Annotated in this window: 20 protein-coding genes, 1 tRNA gene, 1 rRNA gene, 1 other RNA gene and 1 other annotated feature; of the genes, 4 read left to right on the top strand and 19 right to left on the bottom strand. The window is 44.5% G+C overall.

All coding sequences use genetic code 11. From position 1 onward, the window contains the following. Positions 1-234: 234 nt before the first annotated feature. The 6 genes from MHZ95_RS20635 to ffs form a co-directional block, all read right to left on the bottom strand. Positions 235-498 (bottom strand): pro-sigmaK processing inhibitor BofA family protein, encoded by a 264-nt coding sequence (locus MHZ95_RS20635; protein ID WP_239392676.1) that lies wholly within the window; start codon positions 496-498, stop codon positions 235-237. Positions 499-553: 55 nt separating this feature from the next. Further along, positions 554-766, bottom strand: coding sequence for a YaaL family protein (locus MHZ95_RS20630; protein WP_239392675.1), 213 nt, complete (start codon positions 764-766; stop codon positions 554-556). 12 nt (positions 767-778) lie between these two features. Next, positions 779-1,375, bottom strand: a complete 597-nt coding sequence (gene recR / locus MHZ95_RS20625) for a recombination mediator RecR (protein ID WP_239392674.1) — start codon at positions 1,373-1,375, stop codon at positions 779-781. An 11-nt stretch (positions 1,376-1,386) separates the two neighbouring features. Beyond that, positions 1,387-1,707, bottom strand: a complete 321-nt coding sequence (locus tag MHZ95_RS20620; protein WP_239392673.1) for a YbaB/EbfC family nucleoid-associated protein — start codon at positions 1,705-1,707, stop codon at positions 1,387-1,389. Positions 1,708-1,728: 21 nt separating this feature from the next. Further along, positions 1,729-3,486: a DNA polymerase III subunit gamma/tau gene (gene dnaX, locus MHZ95_RS20615; protein WP_239392672.1), complete on the bottom strand. Its 1,758-nt coding sequence runs from the start codon at positions 3,484-3,486 to the stop codon at positions 1,729-1,731. Between the two features lie 148 nt (positions 3,487-3,634). Next, an RNA gene (ffs, locus tag MHZ95_RS20610) (signal recognition particle sRNA large type) lies at positions 3,635-3,901 on the bottom strand. A gap of 115 nt (positions 3,902-4,016) precedes the next feature. Between ffs and MHZ95_RS20605 the strand changes: the two genes are divergently transcribed. Continuing rightward, positions 4,017-4,109: transfer RNA gene (locus tag MHZ95_RS20605), tRNA-Ser, on the top strand. Positions 4,110-4,302: 193 nt separating this feature from the next. Here MHZ95_RS20605 and thrB read toward each other — a convergent pair. Genes thrB through MHZ95_RS20590 form a run of 3 tightly spaced genes read right to left on the bottom strand, consistent with a single transcriptional unit; the run spans position 4,303 to position 7,561 of the window. After that, complete coding sequence (gene thrB / locus MHZ95_RS20600) at positions 4,303-5,208, bottom strand: homoserine kinase (protein ID WP_239392671.1); 906 nt, start codon at positions 5,206-5,208, stop codon at positions 4,303-4,305. Further along, positions 5,208-6,266 (bottom strand): threonine synthase, encoded by a 1,059-nt coding sequence (gene thrC / locus MHZ95_RS20595; RefSeq protein ID WP_239392670.1) that lies wholly within the window; start codon positions 6,264-6,266, stop codon positions 5,208-5,210. The genes thrB and thrC overlap by 1 nt, the downstream gene beginning before the upstream one ends. Before the next feature lie 2 nt (positions 6,267-6,268). Beyond that, complete coding sequence (locus tag MHZ95_RS20590; RefSeq protein ID WP_239392669.1) at positions 6,269-7,561, bottom strand: homoserine dehydrogenase; 1,293 nt, start codon at positions 7,559-7,561, stop codon at positions 6,269-6,271. Positions 7,562-7,716: 155 nt separating this feature from the next. Here MHZ95_RS20590 and MHZ95_RS20585 point away from each other — a divergent pair, with 155 nt between their 5' ends. Next, on the top strand, positions 7,717-9,084 hold the full coding sequence (locus MHZ95_RS20585; RefSeq protein WP_239392668.1) for an aspartate kinase: 1,368 nt from the start codon (positions 7,717-7,719) through the stop codon (positions 9,082-9,084). Positions 9,085-9,161: 77 nt separating this feature from the next. Here MHZ95_RS20585 and MHZ95_RS21035 read toward each other — a convergent pair whose 3' ends face one another. The 5 genes from MHZ95_RS21035 to MHZ95_RS20565 all read right to left on the bottom strand — a co-directional run bounded on the left by MHZ95_RS21035 (position 9,162) and on the right by MHZ95_RS20565 (position 13,094). Then, positions 9,162-9,527, bottom strand: a complete 366-nt coding sequence (locus MHZ95_RS21035; protein ID WP_370643137.1) for a group II intron maturase-specific domain-containing protein — start codon at positions 9,525-9,527, stop codon at positions 9,162-9,164. Positions 9,528-9,538: 11 nt separating this feature from the next. After that, entirely contained in the window at positions 9,539-10,453 is a 915-nt protein-coding gene (gene ltrA, locus MHZ95_RS20580) for a group II intron reverse transcriptase/maturase (protein ID WP_370643136.1), read from the bottom strand. 552 nt (positions 10,454-11,005) lie between these two features. Next, a complete protein-coding gene (locus tag MHZ95_RS20575; RefSeq protein ID WP_239392667.1) occupies positions 11,006-11,635 on the bottom strand; it encodes a hypothetical protein in 630 nt (209 codons plus the stop codon). A gap of 157 nt (positions 11,636-11,792) precedes the next feature. Beyond that, entirely contained in the window at positions 11,793-12,461 is a 669-nt protein-coding gene (locus tag MHZ95_RS20570) for a deoxynucleoside kinase (protein WP_239392666.1), read from the bottom strand. After that, positions 12,462-13,094, bottom strand: coding sequence for a deoxynucleoside kinase (locus MHZ95_RS20565; RefSeq protein ID WP_239392665.1), 633 nt, complete (start codon positions 13,092-13,094; stop codon positions 12,462-12,464). A gap of 191 nt (positions 13,095-13,285) precedes the next feature. Here MHZ95_RS20565 and tadA point away from each other — a divergent pair, with 191 nt between their 5' ends. Then, positions 13,286-13,822 (top strand): tRNA adenosine(34) deaminase TadA, encoded by a 537-nt coding sequence (gene tadA, locus MHZ95_RS20560; protein WP_239392664.1) that lies wholly within the window; start codon positions 13,286-13,288, stop codon positions 13,820-13,822. A 51-nt stretch (positions 13,823-13,873) separates the two neighbouring features. Here the strand turns inward: tadA and serS are convergent, their stop codons facing one another. Together serS and pdxS are read right to left on the bottom strand one after the other, a co-directional pair. Next, a complete protein-coding gene (gene serS / locus MHZ95_RS20555; RefSeq protein ID WP_239392663.1) occupies positions 13,874-15,151 on the bottom strand; it encodes a serine--tRNA ligase in 1,278 nt (425 codons plus the stop codon). Positions 15,152-15,220: 69 nt separating this feature from the next. Then, positions 15,221-15,436, bottom strand: a binding site (T-box leader). A gap of 141 nt (positions 15,437-15,577) precedes the next feature. Then, positions 15,578-16,423: a pyridoxal 5'-phosphate synthase lyase subunit PdxS gene (gene pdxS / locus MHZ95_RS20550; protein WP_239392662.1), complete on the bottom strand. Its 846-nt coding sequence runs from the start codon at positions 16,421-16,423 to the stop codon at positions 15,578-15,580. 100 nt (positions 16,424-16,523) lie between these two features. Here pdxS and pdxR point away from each other — a divergent pair, with 100 nt between their 5' ends. Beyond that, positions 16,524-17,927, top strand: coding sequence for a MocR-like pyridoxine biosynthesis transcription factor PdxR (pdxR, locus tag MHZ95_RS20545; protein ID WP_239392661.1), 1,404 nt, complete (start codon positions 16,524-16,526; stop codon positions 17,925-17,927). A gap of 34 nt (positions 17,928-17,961) precedes the next feature. Here the strand turns inward: pdxR and MHZ95_RS20540 are convergent, their stop codons facing one another. The 3 genes from MHZ95_RS20540 to rrf all read right to left on the bottom strand — a co-directional run bounded on the left by MHZ95_RS20540 (position 17,962) and on the right by rrf (position 21,669). After that, positions 17,962-19,305 (bottom strand): serine hydrolase, encoded by a 1,344-nt coding sequence (locus MHZ95_RS20540; RefSeq protein ID WP_239392660.1) that lies wholly within the window; start codon positions 19,303-19,305, stop codon positions 17,962-17,964. Positions 19,306-19,458: 153 nt separating this feature from the next. Next, positions 19,459-20,922, bottom strand: a complete 1,464-nt coding sequence (gene guaB / locus MHZ95_RS20535; protein WP_239392659.1) for an IMP dehydrogenase — start codon at positions 20,920-20,922, stop codon at positions 19,459-19,461. Between the two features lie 632 nt (positions 20,923-21,554). Continuing rightward, positions 21,555-21,669 (bottom strand): 5S ribosomal RNA (rrf, locus tag MHZ95_RS20530). Positions 21,670-21,795: the final 126 nt, after the last annotated feature.

The raw sequence follows: 21,795 nt of genomic DNA, 5'->3' as shown, positions 1-21,795 counted from the left end.
ATTCGTTTGTGTTTGTATCCTCAACAGAGTTGGTTCAACAAACTGTATTTGTTAACGTTTTGCTGTTCAGTTTTCAAGGTTCATATCGTTACTGCGTTTCAGCAGCAACTCTTATATCTTACCACTTTGTTGATTTGATGTCAACAACTTTTTTTATTCTTAATTTCGTCTGCCGTATACCTCATTGGCGACTCATATAATACTACATTATCTTTAAAGCGAAGTCAACACTTTTTACAAAAATAATGCAAAGGCGCAAATTGTAGCGAATCCCGGTATGCCTAAAACCGCTAGTAGCAAGCCTGACGCAATGTTGACCGGGACATAAAGGCCAATGAAACCACCCGCTACATTCATTGCAAATAGAATAAGAAATGCAAAGGCGAGTCGGAACCAAAAAACAGAAAACCTTTCCATTACTTTTTGAATCTGTTTCTTGTCCATTGCCAACAACAAAAGAAGAATGAACCCGACAGCTACAATACTAATAATTTTCATAGAGCAACACCCCTTCCAATGAATGGTCCAGTATATGCTCCTCATTGAAAGAATATCATTCACTGCTTAACTGTCGGATTTTTGCTTCTTTAAAAAGATAAAAGTGTTTGCTTTCGGCAATTTTTCGTCGAACGATCACTTCTTGCTCGTAATCATTAAGATATCTCTCAATTTCTCGAGCTCTCTCCCAATCTTCTTTTGTTTCTAGCATTAAGGAAAGAAGGCGATCATCAAATTCTTTTTTCAACTTCCTCTTCCGACTAAACATCCCTTTTGACCCCTAAAGTTCCCGGCGCCCTTCCAGCGCCTTCGATAATGTAACCTCATCTGCGTATTCGAGATCTCCACCGACAGGGAGTCCGTGAGCGATTCTTGTTGTCACAATTCCCGATGGTTTCACAAGCCTTGAAATATACATCGCGGTCGCCTCCCCTTCTATTGTAGGGTTTGTGGCCAATATTAACTCTTCAACCTTTTCATCTTGCAGTCTTGTTAATAAAGAAGGGACGTTAATATCTTCTGGTCCAATTCCGTCCATTGGTGATATCGCTCCGTGGAGAACATGATAGAGTCCGTTATAATCTCGCATCTTTTCCATCGCAATGACATCTTTCGGATCCTGAACAACACAAATCATTGAACCATCGCGTTGTTTATCTTGACAGATTTGGCAAGGATCAACATCGGTAATATGTCCGCATACTGAACAAAAACTTAAGTTCCTTTTTGCATCGACAAGTGCTTTCGCGAAGTCGAGCACCGTGTCCTCTTGCATATCTAACACAAAAAACGCCAGACGGCCCGCCGTTTTCGGGCCGATACCTGGCAACTTCATAAAACTATCGATCAGCTTCGATATTGGTTCTGGATAATGCATTGCCGCTCCTCCTAGAACATTCCAGGCAAGTTCAATCCCTTCGTGAATTGACCCATTGTGGAGTTCGTTAATTCTTCCGCTTTTGCCATTGCTTCATTTGTTGCAATGACAACTAAATCTTGTAGCATTTCAACATCTTCCGGATCCACAACCGATGGGTCAATAATGACGTCGATCACTTTTTTATCCCCGGACACAATTACTTTCACCATACCGCCACCAGCGGCACCTTCTAGACGTTCTTCTGTTAACTTTTCTTGTGCCTCTGCCATTTTCTTTTGCATTTTTTGCATTTGCTTCATCATACCTTGCATATTTCCCATACCGCGCATGTTTGTTTCCTCCTCCAAATTTTAGTCATCAAAAACTTCTATGAATTCCTTGCCAAAGAGCTTCTCAGCTTCTGTTACGAGCGGGTCCAAATTTTCTTGTTCCGCTTCTTTCACGAAGGAAAGTGGTTCCTCGACACTTGTTGTATCAGCCGGATCATCTGAATCCTGTTGCTTCGCAAGTTTGTTTTTCCGGATGAATTCTTCCCGAACTTTCAACCAACCTTCTTCCGGGACATACACAACATCATACGCTTTACCGGTTCGGGTACGTAACGCTTCCGCCAGCCCCGCGCGAAGCGATGCATTTTCTGAGGCCATCTGACAATGGATTTCATATTTGAACTTTAACACAAAAGCGTTCTCTGATGCTGCTACTGGTTCCGTTTCATCCAGCAATGCAGCATGCGATTTTTGCAGTGTTTGCATCATCCCCGCCCATTCTTCTCGGATCGTCTGGATGTCTTTTTTCGTAGCCATTTTGAGTACTTCATGGATTTTACCCGTTGGAATCTTGAATGTTTGCATCGATTTTGATGCATTTTTTCTTGGTTGTGCAACCTGTTCAGCGGAAGCTTGCATACCTGCTCCGCTGGCAATCTGTTGTTGCAGCCCCTTAATCACTTGTTCAAGCTCTGCAACTTTTTGAGAAAGCCCTGGATCGTTCCCCTGCCCACTGTTATTTTGTCCAGGTTGAGCATCGAGATGGATCATTTTTAACAAAGCGGATTCAATATAGACCTTCACATGATTCGAAAATCGCATTTCCTGTTGAGTTTTCGCTAAAATATCAATGAACGAATACAACAGCTCTGGATCAAACCGTTGCGCCAACTCTATAAAACGTTCATCCCCCGAAACAAGTTCAAGCAAGTCTTGCATACTTGGCGCTGTTCGCAACAGCAGTAAATCCCTGAAAAATGTGATAAAGTCTTCCGCAAGCCTCGAAACATCTTTTCCTTCCGCGATCAAGCGGTCAAGCAAAGAAAGTGCTGCTCCAGCATCTTTTTCAAGAAGCGCCTCCGCCAATTGATAGAAAATCCCTTCACCAATCGACCCGGTCACCAATAGAGCATCTTCGACCGTCAATCGATCTCCACTGAACGAGACGACTTGGTCAAGCATACTCAGTGCGTCACGCATCCCTCCTGAGGCTGCCTGTGCAATAACTTTCAAAGCATCTTCGTCAGATTCAATGCCTGCATCTGCAAGAACCGTTTTCATCCGATCGATAATATCGGATGGTGTAATCGGTTTAAAATCGAATCGTTGACATCTTGAAATGATCGTAAGCGGAAGTTTGTGAGGTTCTGTTGTCGCCAATATGAAAACGACATGCGACGGCGGTTCTTCCAATGTTTTCAATAATGCGTTGAATGCCGAATTCGACAACATATGCACTTCATCTATAATATACACTTTAAAACGTGCATTCGAGGGAGCGAAACGTACCTTTTCAATAATGTCCCGCATTTCTTCAACCCTGGAATTGGATGCCGCGTCAAATTCGATAACGTCTGTATTCGATCCTTCTGTAATGCTAAGACAAGTCGGACATGCATTACACGGCTCTTTCGCCGGACCGTTTTCACAATTCAACGCTTTCGCGAACACTTTCGCCGCACTCGTCTTCCCGGTTCCACGCGGGCCTGAAAATAAATAGGCGTGCGTCGTCTTGTTATGAAGGAGGGCATTCTGAAGGGTTTGTTTCACATGCTGTTGTCCCGACATTTCTGCAAATGACTGCGGGCGATACACGCGATAAAATGCTTGATATACCAACAGTTTTTCCTCCTTTTGACGCAATACAGTAATGTTTCTATTATAGCACAAATCGTTATAAGAAATCTTTCTATGTACAATCAATTACGCCTGAATATGCACAAAAAACCGTCCGCGAATACGGACGGATTCATTTTCAAATGTAATGCCGTGCACCTTCCTTCGACAGCCGCACATAAGCGTTACTCCTGTCGCCAGCTCGGTCTAGGCGACCCCGCGGCACATGAGAGAGTCCACTTAATGCTGCTTCCTTCCGGACCTGACATGGTTCATGGGTTCCCATTGCGCAGGACCCAAACGTCAACACTACGTGCAAGAGGCAGACCCTACAATACGGACAGCCTCGAAAAGGGATTCAGTCTTGCTAGAGCGGATTGCAAGTTACAGGGCACCGCTACCTCCCCACCTAGCACGGCATTTCTAAGTATACTCTTTTTTTATACAAAAATCAATTCGAAACTTTTTTCGTTTTTTATTTTAAAGCTGTTGACACTCTGTTTCAAACATGGTAAATTAGATTTTGTTGTTACGGAGGAATACCCAAGCCTGGCTGAAGGGATCGGTCTTGAAAACCGACAGGGGTGTTAAAGCCCGCGGGGGTTCGAATCCCTCTTCCTCCGCCATATTTTCAACTTAGCGCATAAGTCTGGAGATCAGATCCGTTACAAATTTAATGGATTTTTCTTCACAGTAAACCAAATTAAAAATGACAAGAAGCGAAACTGATGCAATTTGCATGGTGCGCTTCTTTTTAAATACATGACTAAATAAAAAGGTGACCCATTCCTTCGCGAGTGGGTCACCTTTTTTCGTTTTTCATACAAGTACTTTTTTCACAACCGCCCCTGTAGTGGATGGTTGGATGGCGAGAGGTGTATAATAAGGGAATTTTTCTTCTAAACTTTCCGCCAACTTTTTCTCATCGCCTTGTTTCACTGCCACAAATATGGACGGACCTGCCCCGCTAATTGTCGTTCCGTATGCTCCATTTTCACGACAAGCGGAACGGATCTGCTCAAAATCAGGTAGCAATGATTTCCGATACGGTTCGTGGAAGATATCCTTTTCCATCATCCGTCCTGCCGTATCCCAATCATTTCGTGCCATTGCCGCGGCCATCACACAGCTTGCCGCACTCCCGGCTGTCGCTTCCTTATGCGACAGTTGTTCAGGCAATAGCCCCCGTGACTTTTCTGTTTGAAGCGCTGCAGGTGGAACGAGAAGTACCGCCCCGATTTTAGGTTCTGGTAAATGAATGATATCCATTTCCTCTTCTACAAAGTAGGATACCGTCACACCGCCTAATAATGCCGCGGATACATTATCCGCATGCCCTTCCAATTCGCTACCGATCCGCACTTTATCGTTTGCGGAAAGATCCAATGATAGGTAATGATCTGCAATTTCAATTCCTGCCGCAATGGCGCTGGCACTACTACCAAGTCCTTTTCCAAGCGGGATATCAGATTGAACGCGAAGTTGTAGCGGTGAGGCTACCTGTCCTTTACGCTTTGCCACGTGTTGGATCGTCGTCACAATCAGATTATCATCTCCACTCGCCAATTCCCCGTATTCATCGCCATCGTATTGCACGGTCCATTCGTCAGCCGCTGTCACATCCACTTTCATATACAAAGCAAGCGCCAGCCCGATACTATCGAAACCAGGACCGAGATTCGCCGTAGTTGCAGGAACAACTACTGAAAAATCGGCTTCTCGCATCACTTGGCCCCTTCTTTCAAGTCATTCAATAGTGCATCGAATTGTTCACGGGATAACAACGTTTTGTCTTCGTTCACTTTAATGGCTGTTTCAGGATCTTTCAATCCGTTTCCTGTCAGGATACCGACAACTGTCGTGCCTTTTTCCAACAATCCAGCATCAAGGCGTTTTTTGATCCCCGCAATGGTTGCACAAGAACCTGGTTCAGCAAATACACCTTCCGTAGAAGCGATCAAGCTATAGGCAGCCAAAATTTCTTCGTCAGTTACCGATAATATTGCTCCATCCGATTCTGCAAGTGCGTTCTTCGCCAATTGCCAGCTCGCAGGATTTCCGATGCGGATCGCTGTTGCAACTGTTTCAGGCTCTTCAAACACCCGATCATAGACGATTGGCGCTGCTCCATCCGCCTGCACACCAAGAAGCTTTGGTGTTGCTGTCCCTTTGCGCTCGGCATATTCTTTGAACCCTTTCCAAGCCGCTGAAATATTGCCGGCATTGCCGACAGGAAGTGCAAACACATCCGGTACTTGGCCTAGCTGTTCGATCGCTTCAAACGCAATCGTCTTCTGTCCTTCCAAACGGTATGGATTGACCGAGTTGACAACAGCCACTTTTCCTTCTCCAGCTTCCCGAACCATGTTCAACGCTTCGTCGAAGTTGCCTGCAATTTCGACGATTTCAGCACCGTACATTTTAGCTTGCGCCAATTTCCCAAGGGCAATTTTCCCTTCAGGAATAACAACGATCGTCCGCATACCTGCGCGTGCTCCATATGCTGCTGCAGATGCTGATGTGTTGCCTGTCGATGCACAGATGAGGATTTCTTTCCCTTCCTCTTTTGCTTTGGCAACGGCCATGACCATTCCGCGGTCTTTAAAGGAACCTGTCGGATTTGTTCCTTCCGTTTTGACATACAGATTGATGCCCCATTGTTCGGATAAGTTTTTCAGATGAATGAGGGGTGTGTTCCCTTCTTGCAATGTCAGCGCAGGTGTGTTTTCTGTCACCGGCAGCCATTCTTTATACTCTTCAATTAATCCATTCCATCTTCTCATCATTATTCCCCCTCTACCCGGTAATGGCTTAGTAAACCGATTACCTCTGGTGTCTCATTTAATTCATTTGCAATATCGAGATGTTGCTGTCTAGAAATTTTATGTGTAATAAAAATCAGCTCCGCACCTGACTCACTTTTATCGGAGTCTTGGACAACCGTCGCCAAACTTGCACCGTGCGCACTGTAAATTGCCGTCAATTTCGTTAACACACCGACTTCGTCTTTCACATGGATACGGTGGAAATAACGGGAATATTTTTCGCAATCATTTTTTACTTTTCGCTCATACTGCATTACATGCGGTCTTTTTCCATTCACATCAAGCAATAAATTACGACAGGCCGCAACAATATCTCCCGTCACGGATGTTGCTGTCGGCATGGAGCCCGCACCCGGTCCATAGAACATCGTCTCCCCAACCGCGTCGCCATAAATATATACGGCATTAAACTCGTTGTTAACCGATGCCAATGGATGCGAATTCGGGAAAAATACCGGTTCAACCGCCACTTCTACTCCGTCTTCATCTTTACGGGCAGATCCAGCAAGTTTCACTGTATAACCGAACTGCTCTGCAAGTTCCAAGTCGCCGTCACGGATCTCTTTTAATCCTCTCACAAATACGTCTTCCAGGCGAACCTCTGTTGAAAATGAAAGAGATGCCAAAATGACCATTTTACGTGCAGCATCGATGCCATCGACATCCGCTGATGGGTCAGCTTCCGCAAAGCCAAGTTCCGTCGCTTCCATTAGTGCATCTTCATAGGACATTTTTTCATGTTTCATTTTTGTCAGAATGAAGTTTGTCGTTCCGTTCACAATACCCATTAAAGCGCTGATGCGATCTGAAGCCAGTCCGTCTTCCAATGTACGAATCAATGGAATACCACCGCCGACACTCGCTTCAAATAACAGATCGCAATTATTCACATCCGCCAATTCCAACAATTCACGGCCGTATTCTGCCATGACGTCCTTGTTAGCCGTCACTACACCTTTTCCAGCACGGAGGGAACTTTCAATCGCATCTTTGGCTTCGCCTATTCCCCCCATCACCTCGACGATGATATCAATGGAAGGATCTTCGAGTATCGTTTGTAAATCAGACGTGAACACATCCGATGAAAGGGAAGTATCTCTTTTTTTATATAAATCTTTCACCAAAACTTTTTTAATACCAACAGAAGCCCCGAGCTTATGGCGTAAGTCCTCTTGGTGGTTCTGTAAGATTTTCGCCACCCCGCTCCCGACAACGCCAAATCCTAACAATCCAATATTTATTTCATTTTTCATTGACGATTCTCCTAACTATATGTACACTATGAAAAAACAATCGTTCTTTGTATAAGGACATTATAGTGAAATACTCGGTGAATAACAACCCCGTTTTTCATCTAATTTGAAATAACTCAAAATTATTATTATTGAATAGATAGGATTTGATAAAAATGAAAGTATGTAAATTTGGTGGAACATCCGTCGCATCCGCAGAACAGATTAAAAAAGTCGCGAACATTGTCACTGCAGACCCTTCCCGTAAAGTGGTCGTCGTCTCAGCACCGGGCAAACGATTCAGTGAAGATGAAAAAGTGACAGACTTGCTGATTCACCTTGCTGAACAAGCCTTAAAAGGAGAGAACACGGACTGGGAACTGGAAAAAGTCATTGACCGGTATCGCCTAATCGCGACGGAGCTTGATCTTTCAGATGAAATTATCCAAATCATCGAACAGGATTTACGTAAACGACTAGACTTCGATCGAAATGATGCCGACCTTTTTATGGATAATCTGAAAGCATCCGGAGAAGATAATAATGCTAAACTGATTGCGGCCTATTTCTCTCATATTGGCCTTGAAGCCACTTATGTCTGTCCGAAAGAAGCAGGCCTTCTCGTAACCAATCGACCTGAACGCGTTCAAGCGTTGCCGGCCGGTGATGAACGGCTGGCAAAGTTGCGCGATCAACCTGGCATCATCGTGTTCCCTGGCTTTTTCGGTTACACAGAAGATGGGACACTCCGTACGTTCAACCGAGGCGGGTCTGACATTACCGGATCTTTACTAGCCGCTGCACTGGAAGCGGAGCTATACGAGAACTTTACTGATGTCGACTCCGTATTTGCGGCTAACCCGACGATTGTCGATAATCCAATTGCCATCGATAAAATGACGTACCGTGAAATGCGTGAACTGGCATACGCCGGCTTTTCTGTTTTCCACGACGAAGCGCTGATGCCGGCGTTCCGACGTTCCGTTCCGGTTTGCATCAAAAATACGAATAATCCGGATGCCCCCGGCACAATGATCGTGAAAGAACGAAATCATTCTACACACCCGGTCATCGGCATTGCAGCGGATAGCGGCTTCTCAACATTATTCGTTGACAAATATTTAATGAACCAAGAAATCGGTTTTGGTCGACGTTTATTACAAATACTGGAGGAGGAGGAAATTCCTTTTGAACATACGCCATCTGGCATCGACAATATTTCAGTTATCATCAGGAGCAAATTCCTCACTCCCCATAAAGAAGCACGCATCATCCAAAGAGTGAAGGAAGAATTGAATGCTGACGACGTACATCTGCACTCAAATTACTCCATGATTGTGCTGGTCGGTGAAGGGATGCGTCATACGACTGGGCTTGCCGCCCGTGCAGCATCCGCTATTGCCCGTGCAGGCGTCAGCATCCAAATGATCAACCAAGGTTCTTCTGAAGTGAGCCTTGTCTTCGGTGTCCATCGAGAAGATGAAAACAAAATCTTAAAAGGATTGTACGAAGAGTTTTTCCACAAATCAGCTGTACTTCGTTAAAATCGAGTAGGAGGCTAACCATTAGTTGATTAGCCGACCTCTCACACCACCGTACGTACCGTTCGGTATACGGCGGTTCAATCTTTTAAGTATCTTTGCTCATATAGTTGGGACATATCTTTCAGTCCCCACTTTATGAGTTTTTCTTTTGTTATTGCACGATGCAAGATTTTAGTACTCGAAGTGCGCCAGTATCCCTTTCGGGAATTTGCTTGTTTTATGGCATCCTCATGATCGATGCCATATTTACGAAGCATTGCGTATCTCGTACGGACTTTCTTCCACCTTTTCCAGACGATTTGCCTAAGTCGATGATTTAACCATTGCTGGGTTTCCAGAATGAAGGCCTTCATTCTGCTTATTCCGTAGTAGTTAATCCATCCCACCGTAATCTGATTGATCTCTTTAACGATGTCCGAAAATGTACCGGATCGTTTGCGGATCGTTGCTTTCCTCAGTTTGTTTTTGAATCGTTGTTTTGCCGACTTGCTTGGTCGGCATCCAACTTTCCCATGAGGTTTTGAATATTGAACCCAAGAAACGTTGCCGAAGTTGCTCCGCAGACTTTACTCTTTTCCTGATTGATAAAGAGTTTTAAATCTTTTTCGATGAAGTGGGTGACGCTTTCCATCACTCGTTCCCCCGCACGTTTACTTTTGACATAAATGACGAAGTCATCTGCGTACCGAATAAAGCGATGTTCCCTCTTTTCCAGTTCTCTGTCTAATTTATTCAAGTAGACATTCGCAAGAATTGGAGAAAGTGGTCCACCTTGCGGCGCCCCTTCTGTTGTTTCGATATAGATATCTTTATCAAGAATACCTGATCGGAGAAATTTCCAGACCAGCTTCAAAATAATCTTATCTGATATGAACTCCTCCAAGTACGCATGTACTCTCTGATGGTGTATCGTATCGAAATAACTCTTTAGGTCACAATCCACTACGACTCGGTATCCTTCTTGGTAGTACTGCTCTGCCAGCTTTATGGCTTGATGCGCATCCCTGCCTTTTCGGAAACCAAAACTGTTCTCCGAGAATTCCGGGTCAATGATTGGTTCAATGACCTGTAGAATAGCTTGTTGTACTACCCTATCCAGAACTGTCGGGATTCCCAAGTTTCTTTTGGACCCATCAGATTTTGGTATGGCAACTCGTTTGACTGGTTGAGGTTGGTAGGTACCGTCCTTCAACTTCCTTTTGAGTGGTTTGAAGTATTTTTCCATGTGCCCTTTTAGTTGATAAACGGTAATGCCATCAATGCCGGGAGCACCTTTGTTACTTCTTACTTTTTTGTATGCACTCCAAAGGTTGCCATCTGCAATAACCTTGTCAATTAAGTTGATACCATCTTGTTCTTTCATATCCATGTCGACATCCCTGCGCACTCCTATGTACCTTTCGGTTTCCAACCTATCTCTCCATAGGTAGCCATCTATCGGTTTTTTACCACGATGTTTTCTGCGTTTCGGCGGTGATGTCTACACCTCCCTGTTTTCCAAGATTTAAGATTGTTCCACCCTTCATTTCCGTAAGGAAACTACTATGGTTTCTGCTGACTTCTCACGATAAATCTTATTTCAACCGAGTTTCCACTCGTCCGCGAGACCTCCCCGGGTAAGAGCTATAACCTTCCTCCCATGTAACTGCTGTATTTACTGTATGGAACTTGTGCAGTATTGGACTTCGTTATGTTTTGCAAACTCGTCCATTCCAATTCAGCCTTATATACAGTTTCTGTCCGTCAGTTCGGGATTTTGCCGCCGGCTTCCTTCAGATTCCACCTCACGGTGGACACCCTTGCCTTAAGCTAACAGTTCCTACTGCCAAGCCTGTAGTGGACTTTCACCACCAAGTTATAGCCCATGCCGGGCACACCAAAAAACCGACATATCACCCTGACTAGGTGATATGCCGGTTTTTCAACATTGTGGCAAAAACATGTTTGGAAATTGTTTTACGATGGCATTGGCAATCATATCTGACATAGCCAATGCCTCCGCTACAATTTTATCAAATACCTCGATATCCTCTTGGAAGTTTTTCTGAATCATACACACCGCTTCATACTTCGTTAGCGCTAAATGAGTGTAAAACATGGCCCTTACTCCATCTTTTTCTAAATATGGATTAATGTTGCTTAAGAATGTAGCAATGTCATCCGCATTTCGATACCATTCCTTTTCTTTTTCCGCTGCCGTTTTTTCATCCCCTTTTACTGCCGCCGTCACCAATTCTGCAGCTAACACAAGGTGCTCTTTAATCAGTGCGGCGTATCGATCCGCGATTTGATCGCCGTAAAAAGGACGCAAACAATTCCCCAAATCAGTCGCATTCCTTAAAAGACGTTCTTGTACGAATGGTAAATCTGGCAGCCCAAAAACAATACTGATAATGGTCATTCGCGTCCAGTTGACGTGCTCCATCCAAAGCAGTCTGTTCATATTGACAAAGTCAGTCTCTGCTTGATTAACACAGTATCGCCCATAGCTTGGATGCGCTTGACTCAAAATATAGCGAACGGGCGCTGTATTTTGTGCGTTAGGTTTCACTTCCTAATCACTCCCATGATGTCCGTAAGTGTAAACACTACAATCTATTCAAGTGCCCATTGTTTTGTGAATAAACAAAAGCGTAAGCGCCTGCTCAGGAGCTCGGGTCTAGAAAAAAAAATCAGCCACAACTGAATGGCTGATTTACCTGTATGATTTATTTTCTTAAAAATGCGGTCTGTTCAAAAAAGTGCCCGATCCGCTCCACAATAGTTTCGACTTCATGTGGATTTTTCAACAGATCATAATCGTTTATATCCAATCGCAGTACGGGGCATGCATTGAAGGAGTTGATCCACTTATCGTAACGGCCATGCATTTCCTCCCAGTAAGAAATGGGCGTCTGCTGTTCCATCTGACGGCCTCGTTCTTGGATCCGCGACAGGATACCGTCCAGCGGCCCTTCCAAGTAGATAAGCAAGTCCGGATGTGGAAAATAAGGTGTCATGACCATCGCCTCAAACAAGTTCGTGTACGTTTCGTAATCGACAGGATTCATCGTCCCTTTTTCCTGATGCATTTTTGCAAAAATCCCTGTATCTTCATAAATGGAACGGTCTTGGACAAAGCCTCCGCCGTACTCAAACATCCGTTTCTGCTCCTTGAAACGTTCCGCCAAGAAATAGATTTGCAAATGGAAGCTCCATTTTTCAAAGTCCTCATAAAAAAGATCGAGATATGGATTATGATCGACATTCTCAAATGATGTTCTAAATTGTAATGCATCCGCAAGTGCCTGTGTCATCGTCGACTTCCCGACACCGACCGTTCCCGCAATTGTAATGATCGCATTATTGGGAATTCCATATTTTTCGCGTAAATTCATTCAAAGTGCTCCTTTTTGTATCGTTTCATCCACCCGATTTAAAATGTATTGCAAGTCCTGTTCATTGTTTACAAAGTCCAGCTCATCTCCATCGAATCGAAGGATCGGGATCTCAGGATGTGCCGATTCAAAATAAGTGATAAATGCAGCATAATCTTCTGCTAGCTGTTGCAAATAGGCAGGATCCATATTTTTTTCGAAAGTACGTCCACGCATTTGCACACGCTTCATCAGTGTTTCCAAACTGGCGTGAAGATAAATGATAAGATTTGGCACGGGCATGTCCTTCGTCAGGATTTTGTAGATTTCCTCGTACTTCACATAATCATCGGGACGTAGCGTTCGTTTCGCGAATATGAGGTTTTTGAAAATATGGTAATCCGCTACAACAGGCTTTTTCTCCTCATTGATTGTCGTTTTGAGATCACTGAGCTGTTTATAGCGATTACAAAGAAAAAACATTTCGGTCTGGAAGCTCCATTCCTCGATGTTATCGTAAAATTTATTTAAAAACGGATTTTCATCCACAATTTCGTTCAACTGATCATAATGTTGTGTTTCCGCAATTGCTTTGCAAAGCGATGTTTTCCCAACACCAATCGGCCCTTCAACCGTTATGAACGGAACAAACATCTAAGTTTCCCCCTTATTGCTCAATAAGTGCTCTTTATTTTATCATACGGAGCGGTTGAAGAATAGTGAATGACTAATGTAAGTCAGTCTCCAACATTCTGAATTGTTACACGTGGAACATTCGGGCCGAACCATTAGAAACTTCTACTGAAGAAAATTCAATGCTACACTGTTTACAAGGAGAGATGAACATGGATGCTTTTGAAAAGGATCGATTTTATATGCAAATGGCGATCGACGAGGCAATGAAAGCGCAAGCGCTCGGTGAAGTGCCTATCGGAGCCATCATTGTCTATCAAGATCAAGTGATTGCACGTGCACATAATTTACGTGAAACAACCCAAAATGCGGTCACCCACGCGGAATTATCCGCTATACAAGAGGCATGCAAAGCAATCGACAGCTGGCGTTTAGAAGATACAACATTGTATGTCACATTAGAACCATGTCCGATGTGTGCCGGTGCCATTTTGCAATCGAGGGTACCGCGAGTCGTCTATGGAGCACGTGATCCGAAAGGCGGTTGTGTAGACTCCCTCTACAGACTGCTGAACGATCCACGCTTCAATCACGAATGCGATGTGACGGAAGGTGTGCTGGGAGATGAATGCGGGGAAATACTGACGGCATTTTTCAGGGCCATTCGAGAACGGAAAAAGAAAGCAACAAAAGCGCAAGCCCCTAGGCGCTGGAGTCTAGACGAAAAAAGCAATCGCGCGGGACATTGAATGACGTCCCCGCGATTGCTTTTTACTTTCAATACGGTTTCAAGCATGTTCTTATTTCGTAATGACTTCTTTTCCACCCATATACGGACGAAGCACTTCCGGAATGACGACTGAACCGTCTTCCTGCTGGTAATTTTCAAGAATTGCAGCCACTGTACGGCCAACCGCCAGACCACTGCCATTCAATGTATGCACATATTCAGGTTTTGCTCCCGCTTCACGACGGAAACGGATTGAAGCACGGCGCGCTTGGAAATCCTCGAAGTTTGAACAAGAAGAGATTTCACGGTACACATTTTGCGTCGGGATCCATACCTCAATATCGTATTTTTTAGCAGCTGTAAATCCAAGATCCGCCGTACACATTTTCAATACACGGTACGGAAGTTTCAGCAACTGCAATACTTTTTCCGCATGGCCTGTCAATTTCTCCAGCTCTTCATAAGAATCTTCGGGTTTTACAAAACGGACAAGCTCTACTTTATTGAATTGATGCTGACGGATCAATCCACGTGTATCACGGCCGGCAGAACCTGCTTCTGAACGGAAGTTCGTGCTATATGCTGCATAAGCAAGTGGAAGCTGTGCGCCATCTAGAATCTCGTCACGATGAAAATTCGTCACCGGTACTTCTGATGTCGGAATGAGGAAGTAGTCTTCTTCCTCGACTAAAAATGCATCTTCTTCAAACTTCGGAAGTTGACCTGTCCCCGTCAAGCTTGTACGGTTCACCATGTAAGGCGGTAACATTTCTTCGTAGCCATGCTCCTCATTATGAAGGTCCATCATGAAGTTGATCAATGCCCGCTCAAGACGTGCACCAAGCCCACGATAAAAAACAAAACGGCTTCCCGTCACTTTTGCCGCTCTTTCAAAATCAAGTAGGTTCAAGCTTGTCCCGATTTCCCAATGCGGTTTCGCTTCAAATGCAAATTCAGGAAGTTCTCCCCAAGTACGCACTTCAACATTGTCGTCCTCGCTGTCGCCAACCGGTACGCTGTCATGTGGAATATTCGGTACACGCATCATAATATAATCAAGCTCTTCTTCGACTTTATGAAGTTCTTCGTCGAGACCTTTGATTTCATCGCCGACTGCGCGCATACGTGCAATGACGTCATCGGCATTTTCTTTGTTGCGCTTCATTTCTGCCACTTTTTGCGATACTTCATTACGTTCCGCTTTCAGTAACTCCACTTTCGCAATCAAATCTCTTCTTTTCTCATCCAAACCGCCAAATTTATCAAAGTCGGAAAGGTCTTCCCCACGTTTCGAAAGTTTCTCCTTCACCTCATCGAAATTGGCACGGACTCTTTTAATATCCAACATCGTTTATTCCTCCTTAAAATATCGACAATAATGGAAATAGACAATAAAAAAAGCCCTCCATCCCCTTATATAAGGGACGAGAACTACCCGCGTTGCCACCCAAATTGACAGAACACCTTTGTCCTATCCACTCATTGAAATAACGGTTCAAGAACCGGCACAGGCCTACTTCTAGTTCGACCCGGCTACTCAAGGACGGATTCACAAGTGTCTTTACCGGCTTGCACCAACCGCCAGCTCTCTTCAAAAAACAAACTTGTTACTACTTCCCATCATCGTCTCTTATTTGCAATTAATTATACTTACCCTAACATATGGACAATATTTTGGCAAGTTGCACCCTCGCCTGTATGTATGCGCTTTCCTTTTTGGAAATATGAGCAGAACAAAAGCGAAGGGCTATCCCTCCGCTTTTCAAATTGTTATTTACCAGCCGCGTTCTTGCATACGCTCGCCTTCAGCTAAACCGGCGATTTCCAAACCTTTCATTGGCGTACCGATATCTTTAGACAGTTCACCAATCAATTGATAGTCCTTGAAGTTTTGTGTCGCTTGAACGATGGCTCGTGCAAATTTCTCTGGGTTTTCTGATTTGAAAATGCCTGACCCAACGAATACACCGTCCGCACCAAGTTCCATCATTAGCGCTGCATCCGCTGGCGTTGCCACACCGCCCGCTGCATAGTTGGTAACCGGTAGTCGACCGTGCTCTTTAATTGCAAGCAACACTTCATAAGGTGCGCCAAGATCGCGGGCTTCCGTCATGATTTCATCTTCGTTCATATGGACGATCCGGTTCACTTGCGCATTCACTTTACGTAAATGACGTACGGCCTCTACGATGTTACCCGTACCCGGTTCCCCTTTCGTCCGCAGCATTTTCGCTCCTTCGCCAAGACGGCGGGCTGCTTCCCCTAGATCCCGTGCTCCGCAAACAAATGGAACGTTGTATTGGTTTTTCAACAGATGGAATTCTTCATCTGCAGGCGTCAATACTTCACTTTCATCGATATAGTCTACACCCATCGCTTCCAATACTCTCGCTTCTGAAATATGGCCGATTCGCACTTTGGCCATGACCGGGATGGACACAGCACCTTGTACCTCTTCAATGATACGCGGATCAGCCATGCGCGCAACGCCTCCCGCTTTCCGAATATCCGAAGGGACACGCTCAAGCGCCATTACTGCAATCGCACCTGCCGCCTCTGCAATTTTTGCCTGTTCTGCATTAATAACATCCATAATGACTCCACCGTATTGAAAATTCATTTTTTCTTCCCCCTTTTCTTATTGTTCAGTATAATGGATTATGACCTTATTAAAATACCCAGTTTAATTCAAATTAAAGAGGTCAGTTGGAGGCATCAATATGGAAATGTTATTGATCAAATTGGAGAAAAATATAGAGAGCCCGTTATATGAACAAATTTACGACCAAATTCGCCGCGACATTACAAACGGTAAATTACCGATTGGCATGAAACTTCCATCCAAACGGAAACTCGGTGAATTCCTTGCCGTGAGCCAGACGACCATCGAGCTCGCCTATGCACAGCTTATAGCGGAGGGATTCATCTCTTCTCAACCGCGAAAAGGATTTTACGTACAAGCCATTGAAGAACTCTCTTACGTCCAGCCGGTGGTACCGATTGAGAAGACCTTCAATAAAATGAAAGAGGACATTGCTTTCGATTTTTCGCCTGGAAAAATTGACACCGGTTCCTTTCCTTTCGATCAGTGGAGAAAGTACGCCAAGGATGTGATAGATGAATCTTCCCAACACCTATTACTCCTCGGTCATCCGCATGGCGACTATGAATTGAGGCAGGAAATCGCGCGTTATTTATATCATTCACGTGGTGTCGATTGCACGCCCGAACAAATCATTGTCGGGTCGGGAACCGAACAACTAATGCCGTTGCTAATCCGGATTTTAGGCACCGAAGCGACCTATGCGATAGAAGATCCTGGGTATCCGCTCACCCATCACGTTTTTTATCATAACAACCGGGAGGCGATACCGATTTCGGTCGATGACGAAGGAATGGATGTACGAGCCCTCCAGCGCTCGGGAGCAACCATTGCCTATGTAACCCCCTCCCATCAGTTTCCGACCGGTACAGTACTCTCTGCAGCGCGTAGGATCGCCTTATTGAACTGGGCTTCCTCAAAGGACGAGCATTTTATTATCGAGGACGATTACGACAGTGAATTCCGGTACAGCGGACGTCCCATTCCTTCTCTGCAAGGGATGGATAAAAGCGGGAACGTCATCTATTTAAGTACATTTTCAAAATCACTTATGCCTTCGCTACGGATCGCCTATATGGTGCTTCCTCCCGTGTTGCTCGATCGATACGAGAAGGCATTCATCCACTATGCTGCCACCGTTCCCAGACTCGATCAGCATATTCTGTCGCGCTTTATGGCTGACGGACATTTCTCGCGCCATTTGAACCGGATGCGGAAGACCTATAAGCGAAAACTCCAAGTGTTATCAGAAGCACTATTAGCATATGCGCCGTCCGTTTCATTTTCAGGCGATGAAGCAGGCATGCATATCATTCTGAAAGTCCATACGCAAACCACTGAAGCGGCCCTCGAAGAAACGGCAAGAAGAGCAGGTATCCGTGTCTATAGCGTAAATGAATACAGAAGCACCGCCGTGACAGGCGAACCTTCTTTTCTCATCGGCTTCGGCGGCCTTTCCATCAAGGAAATCAAAACCGCCGTGGAAAAGTTGATGGCTGCATGGCAAATCAAAAAGGTGTAGAATCCGCCCCGGGACTCTACACCTTTTTTCTTACTTATTTAAATAACCCTTTAACAAAATCGATAGCGCTTGTCCAAATGCCTGCGAAGAAATCACCAATCGCACCCATCATGAGCGCAAACCAACCTGCTTTATCGACCGCATCAACCGTCACAACAGCAGTACCCGAATTTTTATCATCGATAAAGCCATAATCGGTACCATCCGTCTTCACCAGCTTCACATGTCCCACAACCGTATCCTTTTTTATAGGCGCTTGTAATACACCATCTGTCAGCTTCGACTCATCGATAACTAGCTCCGGCACATATAAATCTTTTTCGCTTGTCTTAACGATCATCCGGATCGGTTCTTTCACAGCGATGGACACTTTTTTCTCTTTTCCTTTGATGACATCCAGTTCCTTTTGTTTATCGAACTGATAGCCGGCAGGAACAAATTCCACTTCTGAAAATTGACTAAATCCGTAATCAAACAAAGCACGTGTTGCGTCAAATCTTGCTTTATACGAACCAACGCCATTTGCATCGACAGCTTTCATCACAACCGCGATAACACGTTTGCCGTCCCTTACCGCTGTGCCCGTGAAACTATGTCCCGCAAAATCCGTCGTGCCCGTTTTCAGGCCGTCAACGCCCTCATATTCGTAAATTAAACCCGGTAGCATAAAGTTCCAGTTTTTCATCTCAGTACGATCGGTTGTACCTTCACGGAATACTTTTGTATGAATTTTTGTCGTTTCCAACACTTCAGGATAATCACACAATAAATGGTACGCAAGTCTTGCAACCGACTTGGCAGGCATGACGTTCTCATCATTTGGGCCTGTCCCTTGTGGGTGCATCCCTTGCAAGTCACTATTGTTCAAACCAGTTGAGTTGACAAATTTAAAATCTTCCAGCCCAAGTTCTTCCGCTTTCGCATTCATCAACTTCAAAAACTCGGTTTCCGTTCCTGCAATTGTTTCAGCAATTGCAATCGTTGCCGCGTTCGCGGAATAAATTGCCAATGCTTCATACAATTCACGAATCGTATACGTTCCGTCTCTCCGAAGCGGTACGTTGCTGAGTCGACGATCCTGTGAAATCGCATACGTATAATCATTCACTTTATACTCTTGATCCCAGCTGATCGTCCCCTCTTCAATCGCTTCAAAAAGGAGATATTCCGTCATCATTTTCGTCATACTCGCTATGCCTAAAGGCGTATCTGCATTTTCTTCATATAGGATCTTTCCGCTTTCCGCGTCAATTAAAATCGCCCCGTCCACATGAATGCCCAATGTAGACGCCGCAGAAGCAGGAACCGCGCCAATTGTCATCAGTAGCAACAGCGGCATTATGAGCAATGCCACCCATTTTCTCATTTCCCGTTTCACTTTTCTACCTCCGTTATTGCTATTTCCCCAAGGTCATTTTATCATAACTCAACTACTCCATGGGAACTAAACCAAAAAAGCACCTTTCCGCTCATATGTAGACGCAGGAAAGGTGCTGAAGTTCCTTCATTCCGGTTCTCAATTTTTATTTCATTAAAGTGAGTAGTTCGGAGCTTCTTTTGTAATTTGGACTTGGTGTGGATGGCTTTCGCGCAAGCCCGCACCCGTCATACGTACAAACTGTGCTTTTTCACGTAGTTCATACAAATCCTTCGTACCGCAGTAGCCCATACCTGCACGAACACCGCCAACCAATTGGTGAATGGAATCCGCCAATGGTCCTTTATATGGCATACGTCCTTCGATTCCTTCCGGCACAAGTTTTTTCGCTTCGTCTTGGAAGTAACGATCTTTTGAACCACGTTCCATGGATGCCACAGAACCCATTCCACGGTATACTTTGAAACGGCGACCTTGGAAGATTTCAGTTTCTCCCGGGCTTTCTGTCGTACCTGCAAGTAGACTTCCAAGCATAACAGCATGTCCTCCTGCAGCAAGCGCTTTGACAATATCGCCAGAGTACTTGATGCCGCCATCCGCAATAATCGTTTTCCCTTGCTTACGTGCTTCCGTAGCGCATTCGTAAACAGCAGTGATTTGTGGTACTCCGACGCCTGCTACAACACGTGTTGTACAAATTGAGCCAGGACCAATTCCTACTTTTACAACATCAGCTCCAGCTTCATACAATGCCCGTGCACCCTCAGCCGTTGCCACGTTTCCTGCGATAATATCAAGGTCTGGATAGAGACGACGAATTTCCGCAACCGTCTCAAGAACACCTTTTGAATGTCCATGAGCTGTGTCGATGACAATGACATCGACTTCCGCTTTTACCAGTTTTTCGACACGCAGCAATGTATCTGTTGTCACGCCGACAGCTGCGCCGACAAGAAGACGACCGTGTTTGTCTTTCGCAGCATTCGGGAATTCAATCACTTTCTCGATATCCTTAATAGTGATTAATCCTGTCAAAATGCCATTTTCATCAACGATCGGCAACTTTTCAATTTTATGTTGCTGTAAAATCTTTTCAGCATCTTCAAGCGTTGTCCCTACAGGCGCTGTTACAAGATTTTCTTTTGTCATTACATCGTCAATAACTAATGAGTAATCCTGGATGAAGCGAAGATCACGGTTTGTGAGAATCCCGACAAGTTTTAATTCTTCCATATTATTCACAATAGGAACGCCAGAGATACGGTATTTGCCCATCAAGTGCTCAGCATCAAATACTTGGTGTTCAGGAGTTAAGAAAAATGGGTTTGTAATAACGCCATTTTCGGAACGTTTAACAGTTACCACAAGCTCAGCTTGTTCCTCGATGCTCATATTTTTATGGATGACACCGAGTCCTCCTTGACGAGCCATGGCAATCGCCATTTTTGCTTCCGTCACCGTATCCATCCCAGCACTGATGATCGGAATATTTAATTTGATCTTATCGGTTAAATTCACAGAAAGAGATACATCCTTCGGCAATACTTCAGAAGGTCCCGGTATTAACAATACATCGTCGAACGTAAGTCCTTCACGTGCAAATTTTGATTCCCACATTCCATTACGCCTCCTATTGTTTTCAGTTAAATATTATTAAAAGGTTATCAGCGCACGCAAAACCTGTCAAGGTACTGCAAATAAGAAAAAGTATTCCTATTATTCGCTGAATAAATTATTCACTGGAACGCCTTACTTTGGTCGGAAAAATATGAATAAAGATACACTGTTCCGCAAAATTAAGCCATATCTTTATACACCCCATATAATTATTGGAAACCTTTAAAGCAATTTGTAACAGATTTACATTCGAATCTTTTACAAATAAATTGCTTACCCTATCCATAAAATTCAATCTTTCCATCTCTTCGGTGTACTTATACAATATGTTGTTTTATCCTTATTTTCAAGTTAGGAGATATGAATCAAAAAACCTTCCTATCAGCAATGACCTTAACGCCTAGAGACGCCCTACCATTGCACAGGAGCCTCCGTCTTCCATCGGTGCGACAAACCCTTCACTTCCGTGTCCAAAGCCTTGAAAGGCGTTGAACAAAGGATTCCTTCATTAGCCTTAGCCACTTGGTTCCTTGAACTCCCCTCCCCCCTATTCTTGCATTCTTTTAAATAAACCTTCATTTTTCTATTTATAAGCACAAAAAAAGCCATTACCTATCGGCAATGACCTTGACGCCTGGCGACGTCCTACTCTTGCAGGGGAAAACCCCAACTACCATCGGCGCTGAAGAGCTTAACTTCCGTGTTCGGGATGGGAACGGGTGTGACCTCTTCGCCATCGGCACCAGACTCTTTTGAGCTTGTTCGCTCAAAACCGGATAAAACCAACATTGGTTTTCACAAATATCAGGGACAACCATGCCCTTTTTAATCAAGGTTAAGTCCTCGATCGATTAGTATCTGTCAGCTCCACAC

The organism is Sporosarcina sp. ACRSM (assembly GCF_022346545.1).
Lineage (GTDB): Bacteria > Bacillota > Bacilli > Bacillales_A > Planococcaceae > Sporosarcina.
The sequence above is the reverse complement of the archived record's forward strand: the minus strand, read 5'-3'. Positions and strand labels throughout refer to the sequence as shown.